We start from the raw sequence: 21,800 nt of genomic DNA on the forward strand, positions 1-21,800 counted from the left end.
ATGAAAAAAAGATTAATCATTTTAGTTCTCACTCTCCATCAAATCTGCCAAACAGCGATCGCTCAACAAATAAACATCGGTGAGAAATGCCCAGATATAAAGTTAAAAGGAGTAATGAACTATCACTCAGGAGAGGCCGACCTACTAACGGCATTTAACAACAAACCATTAATTATTGATTTTTGGTTTATCACATGTGCTCCCTGTCTCGAGACAATACTTCGACTCGACTCCCTTCAGAAAGCATACAAAGACAGATTTAATATCCTGTTGGCTACGACCGAAAAAGAAGAAGATATAAAAAAGTTCTTTACACATCATGAAAAATTTAAAAACATAAAGCATCCCATCGTTTATACTGATAATTTGACTTCAGATCTGAGAAAGCTGTTCCCTCACACGGGAGAGCCACATGAAGTTTGGATAGGAAAAAACGGTGTTGTACAGGCAATTACCACACAATATGAAATTACAGCTGAAAATATCGAGAAGTTCTTGAAAGGGGACACGCTCAACCTACCAGAAAAAACGACAGCACTTGACTCGAAATATGCTATGGGTGAAACATCAATGCTCGTAGGCGATGACGAACGAAGCGGAGGAAAAAGAAAGCTCATCTATTCCTGGCTGGGAACTGCCGACCCTAGGGTACCGGGCATGACTGCCATGAAAAGAGACACTGCTACAAAAGGCAGGCGTCTGATTTATGAAAACACAAGCTTTATGACTTTATACAAAATCGCTTACAGCCCATTCAGATCAAAATGGCAGGTAGAAAACGGAGAACAGATTAAAGCGCTCAAAAAGTTTAAGGATACCGCAAGATTCGAATCAGATCACAGGACATGGAAAAACATTTTCTGTTATGAAGTATTCTCAAGAGATTCTTCTGAATTTAGAATAAAGAAGATAATGCAGCGAGACCTTGACAACTACTTCCAATTAGAAAGCAAGATCAGGCAACAAAGAATAAAGTACTTTGTACTATCCAGATTAAAAGACCATTCTAACTATAATACATTTTCAGCCAAAGAAATACTAAGGGATGGTTATGTCGAAAAAAAAGGTGACAGCATTTCAATTAAAAGCATTTACATGCAATATCTTGCGCAAAACCATCTATACAACTCTCTTCCTTATGACGTTATAAATGAAACCGGCTATTTCGGGGCCGTAGATATAGTAATCCCCAAAACGAGTAATATACAAAAAATTAAGCAAGCGCTAAATAAATATGGCCTTGACATCAATCAAGAAACAAGAACAGAGAATATTCTTATTTTGCAAGATGCAGTAGACCAACAATGATATACTATTCATCAACAAGATATATACAGCATGATGGCTGATAAAATTTATCTATGCCATCAAGCTCCGAACCAACATTGCAAGATGTAAAAAATATAGCACCTGAGGGAGACGACAGGCTTGCCGACTCTCTCAGCGTCTACACGTTAGCGCAGTCAGCTTTCAGCACAGCGAAGATAATTTAAGCCCTATAGTCCCTTTAAATCAAAACGGCAGATAGAGAACGGTGAACACCATACAATGTCTAAATAAAACCAGATATTTTGGACCCGTAGGGACAGCATCGCCCCAAACCAATAATGTACAAAAATCAAATAGCACTGATCAGACATAGATTGGACATTAACCAGAAACCAAAAACCCAGGGTATTTTTATCTTACATTACCATCCATACAATTCTGCCAACTAACATTACAATAGGGTAGGATTACAGGTGAAATTTTCGGGATATTTTTAGTGGTTAAGGGCGCCAAAGTGTCACCGGCGGAACCATGTACTTTGTTGCTGTACCTCTTAGGCAAATTGTCCTAAGACCAGTAGGACAAGCACTTTTTGCCACCTGAATGGTTGCAGTAAACGCAATCTGCCCATTGAGATACCAATTATAGACCGCAACATCAAACTTTGAACCGGCATGACGTTTAGTCGCGTAAGCCCCCGTAACCCCCAGTAAAGCGCCGATTACCGCGATAGACAATTCGATTTTTCTCATGGTCAAATTATTAGTATTAAAACATGACTATCAGGAATAGAGATGTAAAAAAAATGGTAGCGAGAGATGGCGGATGTGCCATCTCTCGCTATTATCACATTATTGTTTTTTCAACAATGTAACTACTGGAGTTGGAGTTGAGGAGGAGAAAGCTGTTCCCTGGAGACAGAAAAGGGTAACTCCGTTACAGTTTCTCAGTGATTTAGCAGTAGCAATTGTTGCACTAAATAATATTGGTCCATTAGGCAACACAGTACGCCAATTGTAAACAGTAACTGCTCTGTTAGCAGAAACCTGATGATGAGTCGCTGCATAAGCGCCACCAATACCAACTACAGCTGTCAACGCTGCGAAAGCAACTTTAATCTTGTTCATAAATCTGATTTTAAAAGGTTATTAAAATTTATTTGCCGTATTTTTAACAGATCGGCAATTCTGTACCATGCGCAAGAGTATCTTAATTTAACTTTAAGCTTCTTTTATTTGCCTGAATCAGGATAGCCAGCACTCCCAGGCTCAAAAAAAACAGATTGAACCATAAATGTTGACCCCATGTAAAGCTAGGAATAGCGCCCGCACACGTACAAGGGGGATCCTTGTAGTAACCAAACTTGGCCAAAGAGATATAGCCAGTAAACACAATCATCAATCCTGTTGCCAGCTTCAATCCCGTCACCCGATACTTAGGAAACAACAAGACCAATAGTATTAATATCATAGAAATGGGAATTGCCCACATTAAAAATGGAACCCATGTATGGCTAATTGGCTGCATCTTTAACTGTATTTCAAACTTGTCTATACCAAACAGCTTACTCGCCCCTACGTATGAAAAAAGCAGGATATAGGCAAAAGCTGCCAGCTCAATTAAAAACGTCTTTTTCATTTTGCTTATCATTTTATAGAAACATATTTTTCACAATCTGTTTCAACTCACTCAATTCAGGCCTCTTTTGCGGGTCTTCTTCAATACATCTCAATATTACATCAAGTATTACAGGAACCTCAACATCATTTGCTATCTCTTTTTTATCCGGCACGATGTCTTTATCCAGATAAACAATGGGATGTTTTCCTGTTATGAGATGTAACAACAATGCTCCCATAGCATATATATCCTCTTTAACTGATGGATGTTTATGTAAAATCTGTTCAGGTGAAACGTAGCCAAAAGCACCTAATCCAAAAGGAATTTCGGGCTCTTCTTTTTTGAAACTATATGATAGTTCCAGGTCAATTGTATATACCTCGCCGGAATTCAGAATCATAAAGTTGGCTGCTGTCGCGTCCCTATGAACATATCCGGCTATGTGCATTTTCTCTATTATCTCCAGAACTTTCAAATAATACCCCAATAACAAATGCTGCAAATCTGTCGGTAAATCTCTCCAATTCTTGCCTTGATGCAGTTTTACAATTGTGGTGTATAAATCAACCCCTTCCAGAAACTCCATAACCAGGTAACTTTCTTCTCCTTGTTCGAAATAATCAATGAACCTGGGGAGTGGTATGTACCCATACAACTCTTGTAACACTTTTGCCTGCCACTGTAGCCTTTCTTTTATTGTTCTACCATGCTCATCCTGAAACATTCGGTATTTCCCTTCTTTTATAAAGCACCAATTGAATTTGAGACCCTTTAAGTCTATAGACTTCAACAAGTCTCCTTTAGGTGATCTTCCCAGCATTACCATGGGAACATAACGCCACTTTAGCAATCTTTTTGTCTTCCAATACCGGTACTTTGGATTTATATAGAAGGGTAACTTCCGGCCCTCCGGCGTATCTATAGTTGCCACCCTCATTACATTTCCATCAGTATCCTGTTGCTCAATGTATTTAATGCGTGTTACGTATACTATACCGTCCAGCCGTATGGCATTATTTACAGATGGCCCCATAAACCCCTTCGTCATTTCAGATAATTGATTGATCATCTCCCTGGTGATATGTTCTTCAATAGTAAATACAGCTAATATTTTACCTACTTCATCCGGCCCCATCAAAAAATCGTTCTTCTTTCGAGCCAGCTGCTCGTTCTTAATGAGAATGAATGGCACCTTTGCTTGATACAATACCGGACAAACCAGCCTTGCCAAATCGCTAATTTGATCTACACTAGCTGTCAGGAATAAAGCCCATCCATCGACATCAGGAATTCCACCTATATTCAGATAGTACCCATCTTCCTGGTAAGGAATAGCCATTTCATCAAGCAGGTGGTGGAAACCATTTTGCTGATCAACATTCTGGTTGTGTGTTTCCTTCAATTCGTTTATCATATTGAGTCTTTTATGCAATACAAGGCCACTGCCATGCATACATATGGCACGTCTTATTCAGGCATAGTTATTAAATATCGCTTATCGGGATTACTTCCGGCATCCATTGGCATAGCAAACCTGTAAAAGACCAGGAGATCTTTTCAGATACTTATTCTCCGCATTTTTCATCCTGATTATTGGATCATGTCTTTAATGGTATACTCTCCGGAAAAACATTAACGGTTATTTTGATGATATTGTCAGGTTCTTCTTGTCGGGCTTTCTTACATTTTCCGGAGATAACGTTAACGATATAAAGTTCCTTAATAAAAAAATAACAAAATATTCATTTTGGAAATGGTACCTTATCATTTTAGTCATTTTGGAAAAGTTAACATTGGAAGCTTAGCGGGTAGCTCCTGGAAGCTTGCCATGATATTTCTTGTACTCTCTTGTAAAATTAGCCGGGTAACCATATCCCAGCATGTAGGCTATCTTATTCAGGCTCAACTCTGACTCCCTGATAAGCCGTTCTGCAGTTTCCATTCTTTGTTTGATAAGATACTTGCTGATCGGTATCTGATAGTATCTCGAGAACCCTTTCTTAATCCTGGACTCACTGATATTGTACATGTGGGCCAATTCACCAATAGTATGAGGGATATCAAGATTTTGATCAATATAGGACTTAATGCCGGCGAACAGCATAAAATCGTTATTCTCTGTGTCCGGACTTTGCTCGCCTTCAAAATAAGTAACCACCAAAATCAACACCTCGAATATCTTATTCTGGACCCAGGTGGACTTTAGCTTGTCCAGCACGCCCATTTTCTTCAACTCTCTAAACCGCCCTCCGAGGCCTTCCTGGATCACGCCAGCATGTTTACTAACAACCATCGACTTAATTCCGTCTGCAATAGCCATCCATTTATTCATCATGGGGGATACCCCTGCCAGGTCATTAATTTGTTTTACGGAAAAATTGATCCCGTGCCACTCATAAGTCCCTGGTTCAAAATACAACAACAACTTATCCGGCTTCACTTCCAAAAGACTGAACTGTCCCTGATAAAAAATCACCTTCCCGATATCCTTAACAAATACTTCGGCAGTCCCCTGCAACATGCATGAACACACGTGAAATGCACGCTTCACCTGTGTTTCAACAATAGTTTTTTCCTTAACAAAGAAAATCACATTGATCATCGATGTTTCATACCTGTGCAAAAGAATATCAACTTTGGAAGACTTCAAAAAATACGGACTGGCGAAATCATGTACGTATTGCCTGTATTCCTCTGGAATAACACTTGACGGGACAACACGGATATTAGGGGCGTTGGCTATAACAAACTCAACAGAGTGAATAGAGGACATTTCAAAAGCGGTTTTAAAGCATTCAACAAAACTCGTATCGTACAATTTAGACAATCGCACTGCTAATACGCAACAGATCACATTCCCTTAAAACCCTTTACAGAAAAGAGACACATCCAATGTTAAGTTTTTATTACTGCGGCCCTATCAACAGTTTGGGATCATAACTTAATAGTTATTTTTCGTTCATATTTCAAAATATCTACTCTATGATACTACGTATTGCTGAAACCGAACCTGATTTATATACCCGTGAAAAGGTTGTTCCTTTTTACTACTGCGGATACGTCAAACCATTCTCAAGTTCATATTTTTTGCACTTCAAAGATGTAGGCATCCTCTTTCAGGATAAACAATACAACGGAATTTCCTTACGCTGGATGGTCTGTTTCACAGAAAAAAGAAGGACCTTACTGATAAGCGAAGAAAAAAACAAGCTGGTCCTCGAAACCTCTCTCAACAAAACTTTATATGCCCGCTTCATAGAACAAGGCAAAGTACTCCTCGAACCGGACGAATACGGCATCGCTCACGGCAGCAATGAATATTCATCAATCATCCTGGACAAAGGCAGACAGGAAATCATACGCCTGGAATTCACCGCAGATGCCCTAAAGCAGGAGAAACTATCCGATGCTACCAAACACTGGCACGACGGCTTCGAACAGGAAAAATCCTGGCTGTACGGCCGCGGTAAAATCGACGGCACACTACAACAACTATTTAATGATATCATCAACACGCCGGCCAATACTCCGGAAGAAGAAGCCGTTTTCGGCGCCAGATGCCAGGACATCCTCCTTCACGTAGTGGCGGAGCATATCCCGGCATAATTCGCTACCTTCACGCACATGACCATCAGACCGTATGCCGCTGCCGACAAACACGCCTGCCTCGACGCCTTTCACAGCAACATGCCGCAGTTCTTCGCGCCGGAAGAGCTCAAAGACTTCGACGCATGGCTGGACGCGCAGGCGCAATACAATCCGGACAACAAGGAGGAATGCTACTTCGTTATTGAAGTAAATGGACAGGTAATAGGCTGCGGCGGCTACTACGTCCGCGCGGATAAAACCACGGCGGTGATGACCTGGGGAATGCTGCACCGGCAATACCACAAGCAGGGATGGGGACAAAAGCTGTTACTGTATAGGATAGACCTCATCAAAACAAATTGCCCGGCATGTACCATCCTGCTGGACACGACACAACACTCCGCTCCTTTCTTCACGAAAATGGGATTTGCAGTGACCAAAGTCACGCCTGACTTTTACGGACCGGGATTGGACCGCTATGATATGGAACTGAAAAACTAACCGTTGAACCGGGGATGGTTCAACCCATACAACATCACATATACATCGTCACCTTCTGCATTAAACTCATTGATCAGGCCGATGCCCAGGATCTTATGGTCCATGTAATCCGACAGGCTGTCGGTTTCAGCATCGAAATTAGGTGTAAAATAAAGGCAGATGCCAAGGAAATTAGGGCTCATCAGTCCGCCCGGAGGAGAATAACAGCTAAAACCTGCATCCACCTGCAGCACTTCACGCACGGTCATGCCTACACGAAGCACGCCGTTAACCGTGCCCTGATACCCTTTTGTAGCAATGATATTGGCAATTCTTCCATCATAAATATCTACTTTCAGACGGATAATACCGCCCATATACCAGTATTCTATATATCGCAAGGAAGGCGTTGTCACGAGGCTGATCTTCTTATCACGGGCAAAGTACTGGTCTGTCCGAAACATCTTCTCCAGTCCCTTTACCTCCATCCCCTGCTGAATACCACCAAGACTTACGCCGGGAATGATCGGTGCTTCAATGTCAAAATATTGCTCCTTCTCCATTTATTCTTTTAGTCAGGCGTCAAAAATAAGGGAATTCCTGTACAATCAGGTAATACTACCTGCACAGATACAAAAAAGCCTTGCTGACAAACATACGTACAAGGCTAAAAAATCTGCAACACAAATATGTAAAACACTAAATATCAATTAATTATAAACTTAAAAAGAACCTGAAGGATACTTTATATCCTGCATAGTGAAGATAAAGACCACACTACATATAAAATACATTGAACCGATGACCATCAGGATCTGCAAACACAAAACCATAATACCCTTTTCCAAATTCTTCCGGCCTGGAAACGATGGTCCCTCCCGCTTCCTGTATCTCCTTTGCCCAGGCATCCACTTCTTCCCTGCTATCAGCCGAGAGCGTAAAAATAATTTCGTTCCCCTCTTTAGTGTCTATGATGGGTCCTTTCATACCCGGTACGAGCGCGTCCTTCAAAAAGAAATGAATGATAAAGCTGTCCTCGCCAAAGAAAAAACTCGTCAGTTGGTCAGACGCTCCGTTGTGTTTAAATCCAAGTTGCTTGTAGAACGCAGTGGTACGGGTCAAATCCTGAACCCCGAAATTAGCCCAGATCTTTTTTGTCTTCATTTACCGGAGTTTTTAAAAGAGAATATTATTTATCAGCAGGCTCCCACAGTTCTATTTTATTGCCCTCCACATCCAGGATATGAACGAACTTGCCGTAGTCGTACGTTTCTATATTGTCCAACACGGTTACCCCTTCTTTTTTCAGTTCCACGACCAGTGCTTCCAGGTCCTCCACCCGGTAATTGATCATGAAGTCTTTGGCGGAAGGCTCAAAATATTTGGTCTTTTCCGCGAAAGGGGTCCACAAGGTGTATCCTTCCTGTGCGGAGCCTTCTTTTTGCGCCCAGTCAAACTTCGCTCCGTATTCGTTGGTATCAAATCCAAGATGGGTTTTATACCATTGTCTTACTTTTTCGGGGTCATTACACTTGAAAAAGATACCCCCTATTCCTGTTACGCGTTTCATATGGATGTGTTTTGAGATTATTCACACTTTATCTCCTGTTTGTCTGTATACAGGTACCGCCAGGCGAAATAAGAACGGTTACCCATCCTATAACAGGTCACGCTCCGGTGATTCTCTTTTCCTTTTTCGTTATAAATCGTTCTCTCCAGTCTTAACACTCCGTTCTTCATCAGCATTTTCTGGATGACCGACCCGGATGCCTGCGCTTTCACCCTGTCCACGATCATAACATCTGGCTTGATGGCAAGACCTTTACCCATCAGGAAATTTTCTTCTTCCCATTTTTTGAAAACGGTGATCTCCCTCAGGTAACCGACCCTCGTTTTAGCGTTGTTCCAATAGTTCAGTCTGACAATTTTGTCCGGCATAACGTATTCGTATATGTATTCCCGGGAGGTATCGCCCGTTTCACTGTATACCGCCATCCAATAGTTGCCTGTTTTTTTATAGTGATAATTTTTAACCGTCTTATTATCTGTATGACAGGAAATATCTTTTTCATTATTACGTGTTTTTATGGTCACGTACGGATATACGAAAGGAGGCTTCAGCGGCTTAATACCTTCCAGGGTGAACATGTCCATATCTCCAAAAACCGCTTCCGTATGCTGACCATACCCCTGAAGTGAACATAAAAAACATACAACGAATAAACGCAATAGCCGGGTCATATATCCTGATTATACGTTCAAATATAAAGTATCTGCTGCATAAAATCCGGCCCCTGCCTGCAATATTTAAACAGTTGTTCACCCTAGCTTTGAATACGATAATCCTTACTGTAAGCGCGTTTTCCCACATAATTCACCTTTAATCTCCTTCCCATGAAAATCAAATTTTACACACTTCAATTCATCCTGTTGATTATCTGGACAGCCTGTATACGCCCCCTTGGAACACAGGCACAAACTTACGCCAACACCCAAACGAACGGTGTGACCGGGCTGTGTATACTCTGTGGCGTTCTCAACCCCGCCAACGCCGTCAATGCCAACCACGATGACTATTCCAGCTTTGCCATCACTGCCGGGTTACTGGGCGTCACAGTACAGCAAACGCTGATATTTCCGGCCGCCAGCACCAGCGGCTGCGACTCCCTGGTCATCAGCATCGGCAGCGGCAGCACGCTGCTGTCGGCCAATCTGCTGAAGGCTGTGACCGTACAGACGTTCAACGGCAATACGGCCAATAACGACGCTGTGGTCGTAGACAGCAGCAGCCTGCGGCTGTTACAGGGCGATACCCGGGCACAGGTACTGCTGCATCCCAAACAAACGTTCGACCGGGTCAGGATTACGCTGAGCAGCAGCTTGCTGGGCTTACTGGACGACTTCCGGGTCTACTACGCCTACTACCACAACGGCACTCCGGCGCGTCCTGTTTACACAGTGCCGCAGGGGCAGGTATGCGGCACACAGCTACTGCCAGTGTTAAACCATCAGCCGGGCAATGACTACCGCGTGAATGCAAAGTATACTTCCATCAGTGGAACGCTCATGAAAGACACTTCCTGGACGGTGAAAAACAATAACACCATCACCGTGCCCGGCATTGTGGCCTTTATGGGCGCTACCGTCAACGTAGCGGTGCAAGCCGTAAACCCCTTCACCGGCTGCACCTCCGACAGCGTAAAACAGCTTTATCATATCGGCGGCAGCGGAGGACTGCCCAGCGTGAGCTTCGACAGCATCACTATCTGCAAAGGAGCCTATGTGTTTTTACACGCCTTCAGTAATCAGTCTGCCGATATGGTGGTCCGTTGGTATGACGCACCTGTTGGCGGCAAGTGGCTCGGCGCAGGCAACGACTTCCTGGTGTTCCCCGACACCACCACGACCTACTACGCCGCAGGCGCTTTCATCTGTGAATACCCGCAACGCAAACCAGTAAAAGTAATCGTACGCCGGATACCAGCCCCGGTATTTTCCGTTCCGCAGGAAGCCGTCTGTGACACCCAGGTAATATCCATACAGAACCATCAACCAGGGAACGGCTATAAAGTCCGGGCACTGTATTCCAGCTTCCTGGGACCAGTAGCAGATACCACCTGGTACCTCGTCAACGACAACCGGATCGTTGTCCCTCCACATATCGCTTACTCACAGCTGGAAGTAGAGCTGTACGTGCAGACGATCGCCGATGGCTGTATTTCAGATACCGTGCGCCAGGTATTCCTGCAGGGTGGCTTTGCCGGCCCGGTAACCGTTGACAGGGACAGCGCCGCTGTTTGCCAGGGGGACAGTGTCACGCTGCATGCGGCAGACCCACGTTCCGCCTATTCCGCCATCCGCTGGTACGACGCCCCTTCCGGAGGCAATCTGCTCTTTACCGGGAAGGATTACACAGTACGTCCGGCCGCCAGTGCCATGTATTATGTTACTGCCGGATTTGAGTGCGACTATCCGCAGCGGCATCCGGTGAAAGTCACGGTGAATACGTGTGCACAGCAACAAAACGCACTGACTGCCTCCCGGACCGGGAAACCGGTCACACTGCGGTTATTTCCCAACCCGACCAGTGGCGAAGTAAAAATCGATATAAAGGAAGACCTTAGCGGGGCAATGTTTTTCCTGTACGACCTGCAAGGCAGGGCCATAAAGAGAAGCAGGCTGAACAACAATATCATCCGGATAGAAGGTACAAACGGATGGTATCATGTTAAAATCATTTCGCGCAGCGGAACAGTATACCAAAGCGCAGTGCTGTTACAAAAATAATTTTTCCGGGAACCCGCCATCAATGGCCGGCCAGTACGTTGACCGGCCATTGATTTTCTTACCACGAGAATAACCGTTCTCCTACAGGAATGAATAAAATGAATAGCCTTCTTTTCCCTCATCCTCTTTAACTTCAATTTCAAAACAACCCATCCTATGATCAAGGAAAACCTGACGCTCTTCACCTGGATCACCCTCTGTAGCTGGATACTGTTTGGCTGCTGCTGGCTTACGCTCCGAAACCGCACCAAAGAAAACATTCAACACAGGACCACCCGCCAGCGCTGGATGGCCGCTATTGGCTATATGATTATCTTTTCAGCTTTATACTACCCCTTGCTTACAGGCAGCCGCCTCCTCCCCGCCTCTCCGCTGTTGCAGGGCCTTGGCGCACTATTGTGTGTGACCGGCGTTTGCCTTTCTGTCTGGTCACGCCTGCTGCTGGGCACCAACTGGAGTGGCGGTGTGGCCGCCAAAAGAAACCATGAACTCATCGTCAAAGGACCCTACCGCCTGGTGAGGCATCCCATCTATACCGGCTTCCTTACCGCACTGGCAGGCACCAGTCTTGTTGTAGGCGGAGGCGCAGCCATCTTTGTAACGATTATCTGTGCCCTGTCGCTCTACCTGAAAATAGGGCAGGAAGAAATATTGCTGAATGAACTTTTTCCCGGCGCCTATGCCGCGTACCAGCGGCAGACCCGTAAACTGATCCCGTTCATCCTGTGACGTTAACAGCCGGAATTCGTACCTTCAGGGCCTGCTCAATATTTTTTATCTATGCTACAACTCATCAGAACCGATTCCGGCAACCCCGATTTTGTATCGTTGGTAAAGTTGCTGGACCAGGACCTTGCTATCCGTGATGGCGCAGACCATACCTTTTATGCTCAGTTCAACAAAATTGATCTTATCAAACACGCAGTGGTAGGCTATCTCGACCAGCGTCCCGTGGCCTGCGGCGCTATCAAACCCTTTTCTGAAGGCCAAATGGAAGTGAAACGCATGTATGTGCATCCCGACTACCGTGGCAAAGGCCTTGCCAGCGAGGTATTGCAGGAACTGGAAAAATGGGCCGGCGAACTTGGCTCCCGGGCTTGCGTACTGGAAACCGGCAAACGGCAGCCCGAAGCGATTGCCCTCTATCAGAAAGCCGGTTATGCCGTCACGGAAAATTACGGTCAGTATATCGATGTAGAGAACAGCGTATGCATGCGCAAGGACCTGCCGCAATAAAAAACGGGCGCTTCACAGAAGCACCCGTTTGATAAGCAAAGCCCTGCTGCAATCAGGGTAATGTGTTCAAGTCCACTGTAGGCGCCACTCCTGTTGCGGTGCGCGTAAAAGTAGTATTGTAGTTTACATAGTTGGCGAAGAAGCCCCCGTTTTTCAGGAAGAACCGGCCGGTGCTATTATCTACGCCACCGGCATAATCCCTGCGCTGATCACTGGTGGCAGTGGCATCTGCGGTGAATTTGGCGCTGGTGATTTCTGTCCACACGCCGGCAGTGGAGCGTACCCATTGATTATTGTATTGTCCGCTCCGGCCCATATAGCCGTTTTTGTCATTGAAGTTTTCCAGGAAAGAATACAGTCCTGCATGATAAGTAGTGGTGTTAGGCCGTTTCCAGGTGGCAATAAAGCGCCATGACGCTGTCTCCGGCGTATATATCCAGGCAGAAAAATCAGTAGCTCCTGCGCCATCGGGCACAATACGTGTCAGGAATTTATACGTGGTGCCGGCCTGCCAGTTGAATACAAGGTAGCTCTGTCCGCCGGTACCTTCGCCCCCGAAAGCGTTATCCACCACGTCCGGGCCTTTCCGCACCAGCGTGGTCTTGCCGGTGGCGGGGTCCCAGATGGAAAACAGCACTCTCCTTTCGGTAGCGCTGTTCACCTGTATACCGAAATAGCCGCCGTTAAAACCATTGCTCATAAAATAAGATCCGATCTTGTCTTCCCCTGCCGGTACGGTGACTTCATTGTAGAACCATTCAGCGTTGATGCCGGAGGGAACAGGGTAGTTGAGGTGTACGGAGGGGCCACGCCTGGACCAATAGTAGTTCGTGGAATCGTTGGCGTATACCACGTTGCTGGTGGTGGCGCTGCCGCTGATAACGATATGGGACACGTCGCCGAAGTAGCTGCCTGTTTTGCTGACGCCCTGCAGCTCCACTTTAACGTAGCCCGCACTGGTGATGTTCACCGTGCCGATATTAAAGTCCGTATAGGCGGTACCGGTAACCGTTTTGGTGAAGGCCGTACCATTGACGGTCACTTTAATATCGCTGCTGCCGGAAGGCACTTTCATGCGGACGGCCACATTGAGCTGACCGGTTTGCCCTAGCCGGAACCAGGTGCTGGTGATGCTGTTGGCGTTGGTCCAGTTGCCCAGGCCATTGTTGGTGATCACTTCTGCACCACCGGCAGGAAGCGTGGTCACAAAACCATTGCCGGCCAGCGCTACCGCGTAACTGGAAGCGGGAGGAACGAGGGAAGCCTTTACCCTGCCGGCGGATGAGTCATCGGCGGGAAGCGCGTCCTGCATGCCTTTACCGCAGGACACAATGGCAATGGCTGCCATTAACATAAAGATAAGGTGTGCTTTTTTCATTGGATGCGATTTGATGGTTGCAGACTAACAGCTTTGCTTATACGATTTTTCTACAGCACAAAAAATATCTCGAAGGCCCGCATAGCGGCTAGTCAGGATATATGCTGATGGTAAAACCCAATAAAGGTTAACAGCAACTATTGCCCATTCCATTGTTCACGCCGGTAATGTTTGCACGGGAATATGATTCACTGTTGGTAGTAAAGGTCCAGCTATTTTGGTTGTTTTGATGATTATCTAATTTAAGACAGGATCGCCAAATAAAATAATTTTTCTTGTACTATGCAGGACCGGTTTTATCCGGCAAACAATATAACGTGGCCGCCACCACGAACAAACAAGCCATTGCCGCTCCCAGCCCGTAACGCAGCGCCTCCGTATAGTCGTTGGCGTGTATGTCCGATTGCAGCACTGCAAAAAATACACCTCCGATAATACTAATCCCCAGCCCTGAAGCCGTCTGCTGAAAAGTGGAGAAAATACCGGAGGCCGCGCCGGCATCTTCCACCGGTACTTTGTCCAGCACGATGTTCAGCAGGAAAGGCAACACCATGCCGTTGCCCAGCCCATATAAAGCAATCAGCGCCACCGTCCCTGCAGGCCCGTTGACACCGCTCAACTGCACCAGAAAAGCAATAAAGATGAGCAGCAGCCCTGCCTGTAATACCTTCTTGCCATGCTTCACCAACAAACGGGACGCCACCACAGACGACAACATAAACAACAGGGCATGTGGGATGAAACTGGCGCCACAGGCCAGCGCCGACATGCCAAGGCCGCTCTGCAGGTAAACGGCCATCATCAGCAGGTAGGCCGTATGCAACATGAAATGAAAGAGCACCGCCAACAATCCGATGTTGAACGCAGGCTGCCTGAACAACGCCAGATTAATGAGCGCACCTTTATTGCCACCTTGCTTTACCTGCTGTATACGTACAAACACCGCCGCCAGTACCACGAACAACGCCAGCAGTCCAAAGCTCCACAGCGGCCAGTGTTGCTCCCTCCCTTCTGTGATGGCGTATATCAGGCAACCCAATGCCAACGTAAGCACCGTTGCGCCGGAGTAGTCAAACTTCACGCCGGTAGTGGCAGCCGTTTCCGGCAAATAACGATAAATAGCCCACATCGCCGCAGCGCCTACCGGCAGGTTGATGAAGAATATCAACCGCCAGCCTTCAACAGTACCGTGCGTTTCCGCGAGATAACCACCCAGCATCTGTCCGATGATGGCGGCCACGCTCAGCGTGATACCATACCAGCCAATGGCTTTGGCCCGCTCTTCCGCCACCGGGAACAGCACCTGTATCAGCGCAATGGACTGCGTTACCATAAAAGCGGAACTAACCCCCTGAAAGAAACGTGCGATATTCAGCTGCAAAGGAGTCTGACATAGTCCGCAGATGCAGGAAGTAAGCGTAAACCAGCCCATCCCCTGAAAAAATACTTTTTTCCTGCCGAGGTAATCGCCTGCCCTGCCACCGGTGATCAGAAAACAGGCGCTGCCCAGCAGGTAAGCGGCAATAACCAGCTGTACTTCACCGTCTGTGGCATGCAGACTGCTTTTAATAGTCGGAATAGCGATGTTGATGATAAAGATGTCTATAACGTACAACAGTGGCGCGGTGAGGACAATAAGCAGCGCATACCACCTGTTGACGGTGGAAGTAGTTACAATCATAAAAAAAGAAAATGTTGTTAGCGGAGGTTGTTCTTTTCAAAATCCAGCAGCCATTGTTTGCGCCAGATGCCGCCACCATAGCCGGTCAGAGAACCGTCAGCACCAATGATGCGGTGACAGGGAACGAGGATGGAGATTTTATTCATGCCGTTGGCATTGGCCACTGCGCGGACAGCTTCCGGCTTTCCAAGCGCCACCGCCTGGTCTTTATAGGAACGGGTAGCGCCATAGGGCACCTGCTGCAACACCTGCCATACCGACTGCTGGAACGCGGACCCGGGCATATACAGCGGCACGGTGAATGTTGTTCGTTGCCCGTTGAAATACGCTTTCAGCTGGGTTTCCAGCGTCGCGAAGTGGGGATTGTCGCCTTGTATGATGGTGGCGTTCAGCACGCGCGACAAATACCGGAATTCTGTTTCCAGCATCTTGCGGTCGGTGAACTCGAGCAGGCATACGCCTTCTTCCACCGCACAGGTGTACATAGTGCCCAACGGGGTTTCCAGCCGTTTCAGGTCAATGATCCGCTGTTGCCTGCTTTTTTTGGGTGACACCCCGAAGATGTTTTTGAAAGAGTCCCCGAAGCCGCTCAGGGATTCGAAGCCGGCGTCAAAGGCGGCGCCGCTGACCGACTCTCCCTGCTGTATTTTCTTAAAGGCGGAATTGATACGGAACATACGCTGGTAGGCATGGAAAGTGATGCCATGGTTCTTCAGGAACCAGCGCCGTACCTGATGTGGTTCTATCCCACGGCGTAGCAGGTCGGTATCTTTTATCTTTAGTCCCGGGTCGTTTGTAAGGTCCTGCAGCAGCTGCCGGATATCGTCCGGCGTCTGGTCCAGCTGTTCCAGCGGATGACATACTTTACAGGGGCGGTATCCTTTCAGGATACATTCTTTGGTGGTGGAGAAGAATTCGATGTTCTCCGGCTTCGGTTTCCGGGCGCGGCAGGAAGGCCGGCAGAAAATGCCGGTCGTTTTTACCGCTGTGAAAAACACCCCTTCAAATGCCACGTCTTTCTCCAGCGAAGCCTGGTACATCCTGTCAAAGCTCAATTGCATGGTCTGTCTGATTGATTTCCCTACAAAAGTAAGTCTACGATGCCCGCCGGACAACCGAAAAATTGACAACTATTTTTTCAGGTACAATTTTACGGAATAATGCAGGACCTGCCAGCGGATGAGCCCAAAACCGTGCAATGCCATTATCTTTGCAGCATATGCATGATTTTACCGATATCAGTTACCTTCAGCACGGGCCTGCCATCCACCGTAAAGTATATGATCTGCTGACCCGCCACCAGCTACTTTCGCAGCTGCACGCCTACTCTCCTGTGTTCGTGGGCAGCATCCCCATACTGGTACATACCGCTGACAGTGATATCGATATCATCTGTTGTTTTGATCATCGGGAGATGTTTATGTCAACTGTAAAACAGTTGTTCGGACATTGTCCCGGATTTATAGCCCGGGAAATATTGATCAGGGACGTACCTTCCGTGGTGGCTAATTTCAGGATAGACGAACAACCAGTAGAGATATTTGGCCAGGCCACGCCTACCCGGCAACAGATGGCTTACCGGCATCTGCTGATAGAAGCGGCCATTCTCGAACAGAAGGGAGACAACTTCCGGCAGCAGGTGGTGGCTTTAAAAGAAAAAGGATACCATACCGAAGCTGCTTTTTGTGAACTACTAGGCATAGATGGCGACCCTTTTTTGGAACTGTTGAACCTGGAAAACTAAAAAAGGCCCCTGCCGGGAGCCTTTCCTTTAAAATCTTTCTTCGGGGACGCGCTGCTTAAAAAGCGTAAAAGTATCCGTGAGTGTTTGCAGAAAAGCCTCACACTGTGTTTCATCCAGCCAGAGGCTCCGTTCCAGCGCATCTACGTCATCCATCGTGCCGTTGTCATACAGCTCCTGTCGTTGCTCCGCTTTACCGGCCACTTTAATATACAGGGTTTTAATATAGATGTTTATTTTCTTATCGCCGGGCAGCGTGATGGTACTGCTGCGTGCGATCTTAAACAGAAAAGAGACCAGCTCCGGATCATCGATCACCTGCGTGTCCCAGATGTGGTTTTTTAAATATCTCCCGGTAAAATCGACCAGTGCAGCATGATCTACGCTCAGGGGCTCACGACAGGCATCTTCCGGTAATACCAGGTAACGGTTGTCAAACAACCATTTCACCAGCAACGGGTAAGCCTGTTTGATCGTGTTCAGCTGACTGGTCTGGCTAAAATCGTACCGGGAAAAGATTTCACGGTCTTCTTTCAAACGCAGTTCCATATCGGTAATCCGGGACTTGTCCTGCGACAGCCACAACACTACTTCCGCCACATCACTCACGGGCTTTCTCAAAATATTCTTCTCGTTTTTCTCCAGAGAAAAAAAAGCGAGACAATCTTCGTAAGTGGCAAGGGGATGGATAAACCCTTCCCAGAAGACGGCCGGTTTTGGGTCCGGCGTTTTCTTGCGGTCTTCACTGTACAATACCACTGAGCTCAGATGGCTTTCAAAACTGTAGTCATCTTTTTTAGGGCTCACCGGCGGATAGAAGCGGTCGTTGGTAATATCGAACTTAAAGGTAAAGGAAAGGTTTTGCTGCTTGTCTTTAAAACCTTTGCTGCCCTGGTTGGCATTCACGGTCTTAGGTGGCTTGCCTAATCCGTAGGTTTCAAACAACTGGCTGATGGCGGGGTCTGTGCTTTTTGTTCCCATCAGACTGATAAGGTCATGGACTGTCATAAAAAGGCTTTTAATTTTCTGGCCTTCGCAAAGATATACCAAACACAGGGCCGTGCAAAAATGATTGGCGACTTGCGTAATAAGTCTTCCTGAATCACCGGTAAAAACCCACCGTTCACCGACCCTGCGCTGCGTCCTGCGTATATGCCCTTTCCTGCAAAGCCTTTATGGTGTTGCTTTGCAGACAAAATAAACAGCATGAACATCCGCGAACTGGCACCTATGCTTATTAATCCATATAACCATCAGTCGTTGCACGCAGTTGAAGATCAATACCTGGAAGATGTGTCCGGCAACCGGATTCCTGTTGTCAAGGGTGTCCCGGATTTTCTGGCGCTTGAAAAGATTGGTGGCATGAACAAAAAGTACCAGCGCCTGTACGACAGCATCAGCCCTTTCAATGATATCGCAGAGACGGTGATGTCTTACTTTATGGACCTGGACAAACTTCGCCGTGAATGGATGGCCGATGTGGAAGTGAAACCGGGTTATAAGGTACTGGAGACTTCTGTGGGCACCGGCTGGAACATCAGGGTGTTACCGGATTTCGCGGAATACTACGGACTGGATATTTCCGGCGGTATGTTACGGCAGGCAGTCCGCAATATGGAAAAGTGGCGCCGGCACATACAGCTTTTCAGAGGCAATGCCGAATATCTCCCCTTCAGAGACCATACCTTCGACACCGTATTTCATGTAGGCGGCATCAATTTTTTCGACAACCGTGTGCGGGCCATCCGGGAGATGATCCGTGTAGCCAGGCCCGGCAGCCGCATCGTCATCATCGATGAAACAGCCGCCCATATTCAGAAACGGTACCGCAAAATCCCTTTTGTGAAAGGTTATTTCAACAACGGCGCAGCAGATGAAATGCGTGCATTGGCACCGGTAGAACTGGTGCCGGGCAATATGCGGGAACTCGAAGTGAAACTGTTGGAACATGGCAGGATGTACCAGCTGAGCTTCCGGACGGTATAACGTTACACCGTCCGCAACGATTTTACGGGATTGGACAAAGCCGCTTTCACTGCCTGGAAGCTGACCGTGAATACGGCTATCAGCACGGCTATCACGCCGGACAGGGCAAACATCCACCATTCAATTTTTATGCTGTAGGCAAAGCCGCGCAACCAGCGGTCCATCCCCCACCAGGCAATAGGTGTGGCAATGACGAAGGCGATCGTTACCAGTTTCACGAAATCTGACATCAGCAATTGCACAATGCCGGTCACGGTGGCGCCCAGCACTTTCCGGATGCCTATTTCCTTGGTGCGCTGGAAAGCTACCAGTACGGCCAGTCCGAACAAACCAAGGCAGCTGATCACAATGGCCACTCCCGTGGCGAGGTTCACCAGCCTGGAATCGGTACGGTCCTGTTTATACAGTGCCTCGAGGGTTTGATCATAAAACTGTCCTTTCCATTCTTCGTCGGGGTACATAGCATGCCATTTCTTTTCAATCATTTTCAGCGTGGCCTGCCACTGCGCCGGGTCATTGCCGGCCAGGCGTATATTGAGGCCGTTGGAGACGTCCTTCAGGGCCATCAGCACCACCGGGTCTATGGAGGCATGGAAATCACGCACGTGAAAATCCTTCACCACACCCACAATGGGAAACTGCTTCTGGGACACCTGCCCGATCATTTTCCCGACGGCTTCCTGCGGAGAAGCAAAACCGAGGGCTTTCACAGCCGTTTCATTGATCACAAATTCATTGGTGGTGTCGGACGGACTGATATTACGGCCAGCCAACAGTTGCATGTTGTAAGTACGTATATACGCCGTGTCGATGAACTTTTTAAAGATCTGCCGACGTACCGGGTCCTGTTTTTTACCGTTAAAATATTCGTACATGCTTGAATTGTAACCGTCCGACAGCGGCGCCCGCGCTACTGATACCGCCGCGATGCCGGTTTCGTTTCTCAACGCGTCGGCCAGCACATATTGTTTATTGCCATAAACAGGGCTCTGCGCCAGCTTCCAGGGTATATCCACAAGTATGACCGCATCTTTGCTGAAACCCAGTTCCTTCTTCAGCGTATAATTCATTTGTGCGCCCATGATCAGCGTACCGGCGATAAACACCTGCGCAATGACAAACTGAAATACGATCAGCACCTTGCGAAGGGCCAGCCTGCGGTTGCTACCGGTATTCAGCACCCCCTGCCCCTGGATGATACCGGCAGGTTGTACGCGGGTCATCAGCCAAGCCGGATAACTGCCTGCCAGCAGGGTGATAGCAGTCAGCAAGACGGCCAGGAACAGCACAAAATCCCATCCTGTCTTATAATTCAACATACCCTCCGGGATGATATCTCCCAGAAAACGATAAGCGACGGTAGTAAGCGGGAAAGCCACTACTATGGCCAGCAGCACAATCAAAAATGTTTCACCCATAATGATACGCATCAGCTGGCGGTTACTGCTGCCCAGTACTTTTCTGACGCCGATGCTCAGCGACCGTTGGGGCAGCTGCGCAGTGGTCAGGTTCACAAAATTGATGCAGGCCACGATGACCAGCAGCACTCCCAATCCTATCAATCCCCGCATGACAGACCGGTTGGCTTTGTGCCCGTTTCCTTCAAAAATATACGTAGAGAAGTGAGAGTCTTCAAAAGGCATCAGCTTAAACCAGCGTTTAACGGTTGATGGTAAACTCCAGTGCTTCGTTTGTTCCGCCCATTTATCTGCCCCAATCCTGCTGATCTGCGTCATGATCCTACCGGTGTCTGCACCCGCCGCCACCTGCAGATATACCTTGTCAGAGCCATTGGTGTTGGTCCATTCCGCCAGCGGGTATTCCACCTGCTGCAACCTGAAAAATTCCTTTGCTGTAAACTCAGACGGATACCCGAGGTCTTTCACCACACCGGTCACCGTGCGTGTTTTTTCCTTGTTATAGGTGATCACCCTTCCCAGCACCGCTTCCGGTGACACCGCACCAAAATAGCTCCTGGCACGGCTTTCCGTGAGCACCACGCTCTCCGGCGTTTGCAACGCCGTGGCCGGATTACCGGCCAGCCAGGCATAAGGCACCATCATAAAATACGATGAATCCGTAGCCACAATGCCCTGGGCATCTTCCACCAACACGGGCCGCTGTTGCACGTCCTTGGTTTCCACGGTGTTCACCCATTGTCCGAAAACAGGTACTACGCGCTTCAGTCCCGGCACCTGCTCCCGCAGCGCCTGGTACATAGGCTTGGAGACACCGCCGTTGTAGTTTCCTTTTTCATCAAACACCAATCCTGTTACCAGCCGGTAGGTATTGGCCCTGTCGGGCAACTGGCTGTCAAAGCTGTACTCGTAACTCACAATACGGTATATCACCCAGCAGGCACTCACGCTGATGGCTATACCAGCGATATTCAGAAAAGAAAAAAGCCGTTGACGCCACAGCCGGCGGAACATGGATTTGACAGATAGGTTCATAAAAAAGTATTGTCACACCGGACCGGTGTGACAATGTTGCACAACATTTTCATGCCGTGTTTATAATACAATAAAATTCAA

General features: G+C 47.4%; 22 protein-coding genes. 8 read left to right on the plus strand and 14 right to left on the minus strand.

All coding sequences use genetic code 11. The features are described 5' to 3' along the window. On the plus strand, window positions 1-1,308 hold the full coding sequence (locus ACTJJS_RS24305; RefSeq protein WP_440665677.1) for a TlpA family protein disulfide reductase: 1,308 nt from the start codon (window positions 1-3) through the stop codon (window positions 1,306-1,308). A gap of 461 nt (window positions 1,309-1,769) precedes the next feature. Here the strand turns inward: ACTJJS_RS24305 and ACTJJS_RS24310 are convergent, their stop codons facing one another. The 5 genes from ACTJJS_RS24310 to ACTJJS_RS24330 all read right to left on the minus strand — a co-directional run bounded on the left by ACTJJS_RS24310 (window position 1,770) and on the right by ACTJJS_RS24330 (window position 5,662). Then, window positions 1,770-2,021, minus strand: a complete 252-nt coding sequence (locus ACTJJS_RS24310; RefSeq protein WP_440665679.1) for a hypothetical protein — start codon at window positions 2,019-2,021, stop codon at window positions 1,770-1,772. Window positions 2,022-2,120: 99 nt separating this feature from the next. After that, the gene (locus ACTJJS_RS24315) at window positions 2,121-2,396 is read right to left on the minus strand and encodes a hypothetical protein (protein WP_440665680.1); all 276 of its coding nucleotides are present in this window, start codon (window positions 2,394-2,396) and stop codon (window positions 2,121-2,123) included. An 82-nt stretch (window positions 2,397-2,478) separates the two neighbouring features. After that, complete coding sequence (locus tag ACTJJS_RS24320; RefSeq protein WP_440665681.1) at window positions 2,479-2,907, minus strand: MauE/DoxX family redox-associated membrane protein; 429 nt, start codon at window positions 2,905-2,907, stop codon at window positions 2,479-2,481. A 13-nt stretch (window positions 2,908-2,920) separates the two neighbouring features. Continuing rightward, window positions 2,921-4,303, minus strand: coding sequence for a serine/threonine protein kinase (locus ACTJJS_RS24325; RefSeq protein WP_440665682.1), 1,383 nt, complete (start codon window positions 4,301-4,303; stop codon window positions 2,921-2,923). A gap of 387 nt (window positions 4,304-4,690) precedes the next feature. Then, window positions 4,691-5,662 carry a helix-turn-helix transcriptional regulator gene (locus ACTJJS_RS24330; RefSeq protein ID WP_440665684.1) on the minus strand — a complete coding sequence of 324 codons (972 nt, stop codon included), beginning with the start codon at window positions 5,660-5,662 and terminating at the stop codon, window positions 4,691-4,693. Window positions 5,663-5,976: 314 nt separating this feature from the next. Here ACTJJS_RS24330 and ACTJJS_RS24335 point away from each other — a divergent pair, with 314 nt between their 5' ends. Both ACTJJS_RS24335 and ACTJJS_RS24340 read left to right on the plus strand, forming a co-directional pair. Next, the gene (locus tag ACTJJS_RS24335) at window positions 5,977-6,495 is read left to right on the plus strand and encodes a hypothetical protein (RefSeq protein WP_440665686.1); all 519 of its coding nucleotides are present in this window, start codon (window positions 5,977-5,979) and stop codon (window positions 6,493-6,495) included. 18 nt (window positions 6,496-6,513) lie between these two features. Continuing rightward, window positions 6,514-6,978, plus strand: a complete 465-nt coding sequence (locus tag ACTJJS_RS24340; protein ID WP_440665688.1) for a GNAT family N-acetyltransferase — start codon at window positions 6,514-6,516, stop codon at window positions 6,976-6,978. Here ACTJJS_RS24340 and ACTJJS_RS24345 read toward each other — a convergent pair. From ACTJJS_RS24345 to ACTJJS_RS24360, 4 genes are all read right to left on the minus strand, one after another. After that, window positions 6,975-7,520 carry a hypothetical protein gene (locus ACTJJS_RS24345; protein ID WP_168874843.1) on the minus strand — a complete coding sequence of 182 codons (546 nt, stop codon included), beginning with the start codon at window positions 7,518-7,520 and terminating at the stop codon, window positions 6,975-6,977. The genes ACTJJS_RS24340 and ACTJJS_RS24345 overlap by 4 nt on opposite strands. Window positions 7,521-7,734: 214 nt before the next feature. Further along, complete coding sequence (locus ACTJJS_RS24350) at window positions 7,735-8,121, minus strand: VOC family protein (protein WP_440665690.1); 387 nt, start codon at window positions 8,119-8,121, stop codon at window positions 7,735-7,737. A gap of 25 nt (window positions 8,122-8,146) precedes the next feature. Continuing rightward, window positions 8,147-8,527 carry a VOC family protein gene (locus ACTJJS_RS24355; protein ID WP_440665692.1) on the minus strand — a complete coding sequence of 127 codons (381 nt, stop codon included), beginning with the start codon at window positions 8,525-8,527 and terminating at the stop codon, window positions 8,147-8,149. A gap of 17 nt (window positions 8,528-8,544) precedes the next feature. Further along, entirely contained in the window at window positions 8,545-9,198 is a 654-nt protein-coding gene (locus tag ACTJJS_RS24360; RefSeq protein WP_440665694.1) for a hypothetical protein, read from the minus strand. 153 nt (window positions 9,199-9,351) lie between these two features. Here ACTJJS_RS24360 and ACTJJS_RS24365 point away from each other — a divergent pair, with 153 nt between their 5' ends. From ACTJJS_RS24365 to ACTJJS_RS24375, 3 genes are all read left to right on the plus strand, one after another. Continuing rightward, complete coding sequence (locus ACTJJS_RS24365) at window positions 9,352-11,244, plus strand: hypothetical protein (protein ID WP_440665696.1); 1,893 nt, start codon at window positions 9,352-9,354, stop codon at window positions 11,242-11,244. A 156-nt stretch (window positions 11,245-11,400) separates the two neighbouring features. Then, window positions 11,401-11,973, plus strand: a complete 573-nt coding sequence (locus ACTJJS_RS24370; protein ID WP_440665698.1) for a methyltransferase family protein — start codon at window positions 11,401-11,403, stop codon at window positions 11,971-11,973. A 51-nt stretch (window positions 11,974-12,024) separates the two neighbouring features. Then, complete coding sequence (locus tag ACTJJS_RS24375) at window positions 12,025-12,480, plus strand: GNAT family N-acetyltransferase (protein ID WP_440665700.1); 456 nt, start codon at window positions 12,025-12,027, stop codon at window positions 12,478-12,480. A gap of 52 nt (window positions 12,481-12,532) precedes the next feature. On the opposite strand, the gene ACTJJS_RS24380 is transcribed toward ACTJJS_RS24375, so the two are convergent. From ACTJJS_RS24380 to ACTJJS_RS24390, 3 genes are all read right to left on the minus strand, one after another. Continuing rightward, window positions 12,533-13,858 (minus strand): DUF3472 domain-containing protein, encoded by a 1,326-nt coding sequence (locus tag ACTJJS_RS24380; RefSeq protein WP_440665701.1) that lies wholly within the window; start codon window positions 13,856-13,858, stop codon window positions 12,533-12,535. Between the two features lie 280 nt (window positions 13,859-14,138). Next, complete coding sequence (locus ACTJJS_RS24385) at window positions 14,139-15,539, minus strand: MFS transporter (RefSeq protein ID WP_440665703.1); 1,401 nt, start codon at window positions 15,537-15,539, stop codon at window positions 14,139-14,141. A 17-nt stretch (window positions 15,540-15,556) separates the two neighbouring features. After that, window positions 15,557-16,600, minus strand: a complete 1,044-nt coding sequence (locus tag ACTJJS_RS24390; protein ID WP_440665704.1) for a bifunctional transcriptional activator/DNA repair enzyme AdaA — start codon at window positions 16,598-16,600, stop codon at window positions 15,557-15,559. A 137-nt stretch (window positions 16,601-16,737) separates the two neighbouring features. On the opposite strand from ACTJJS_RS24390, the gene ACTJJS_RS24395 reads away from it, so the two are divergent. Next, window positions 16,738-17,283, plus strand: coding sequence for a DUF4269 domain-containing protein (locus ACTJJS_RS24395; RefSeq protein ID WP_440665706.1), 546 nt, complete (start codon window positions 16,738-16,740; stop codon window positions 17,281-17,283). Window positions 17,284-17,310: 27 nt separating this feature from the next. Here the strand turns inward: ACTJJS_RS24395 and ACTJJS_RS24400 are convergent, their stop codons facing one another. Beyond that, a complete protein-coding gene (locus tag ACTJJS_RS24400) occupies window positions 17,311-18,288 on the minus strand; it encodes a hypothetical protein (RefSeq protein ID WP_440665708.1) in 978 nt (325 codons plus the stop codon). Between the two features lie 198 nt (window positions 18,289-18,486). Here ACTJJS_RS24400 and ACTJJS_RS24405 point away from each other — a divergent pair, with 198 nt between their 5' ends. Then, complete coding sequence (locus ACTJJS_RS24405) at window positions 18,487-19,266, plus strand: class I SAM-dependent methyltransferase (protein ID WP_440665710.1); 780 nt, start codon at window positions 18,487-18,489, stop codon at window positions 19,264-19,266. Between the two features lie 2 nt (window positions 19,267-19,268). Here ACTJJS_RS24405 and ACTJJS_RS24410 read toward each other — a convergent pair whose 3' ends face one another. Beyond that, a complete protein-coding gene (locus ACTJJS_RS24410; protein ID WP_440665712.1) occupies window positions 19,269-21,719 on the minus strand; it encodes an ABC transporter permease in 2,451 nt (816 codons plus the stop codon). Window positions 21,720-21,800 lie beyond the last annotated feature (81 nt).

Source organism: Chitinophaga sp. 22308, assembly GCF_052045305.1.
Lineage (GTDB): Bacteria > Bacteroidota > Bacteroidia > Chitinophagales > Chitinophagaceae > Chitinophaga > Chitinophaga varians_A.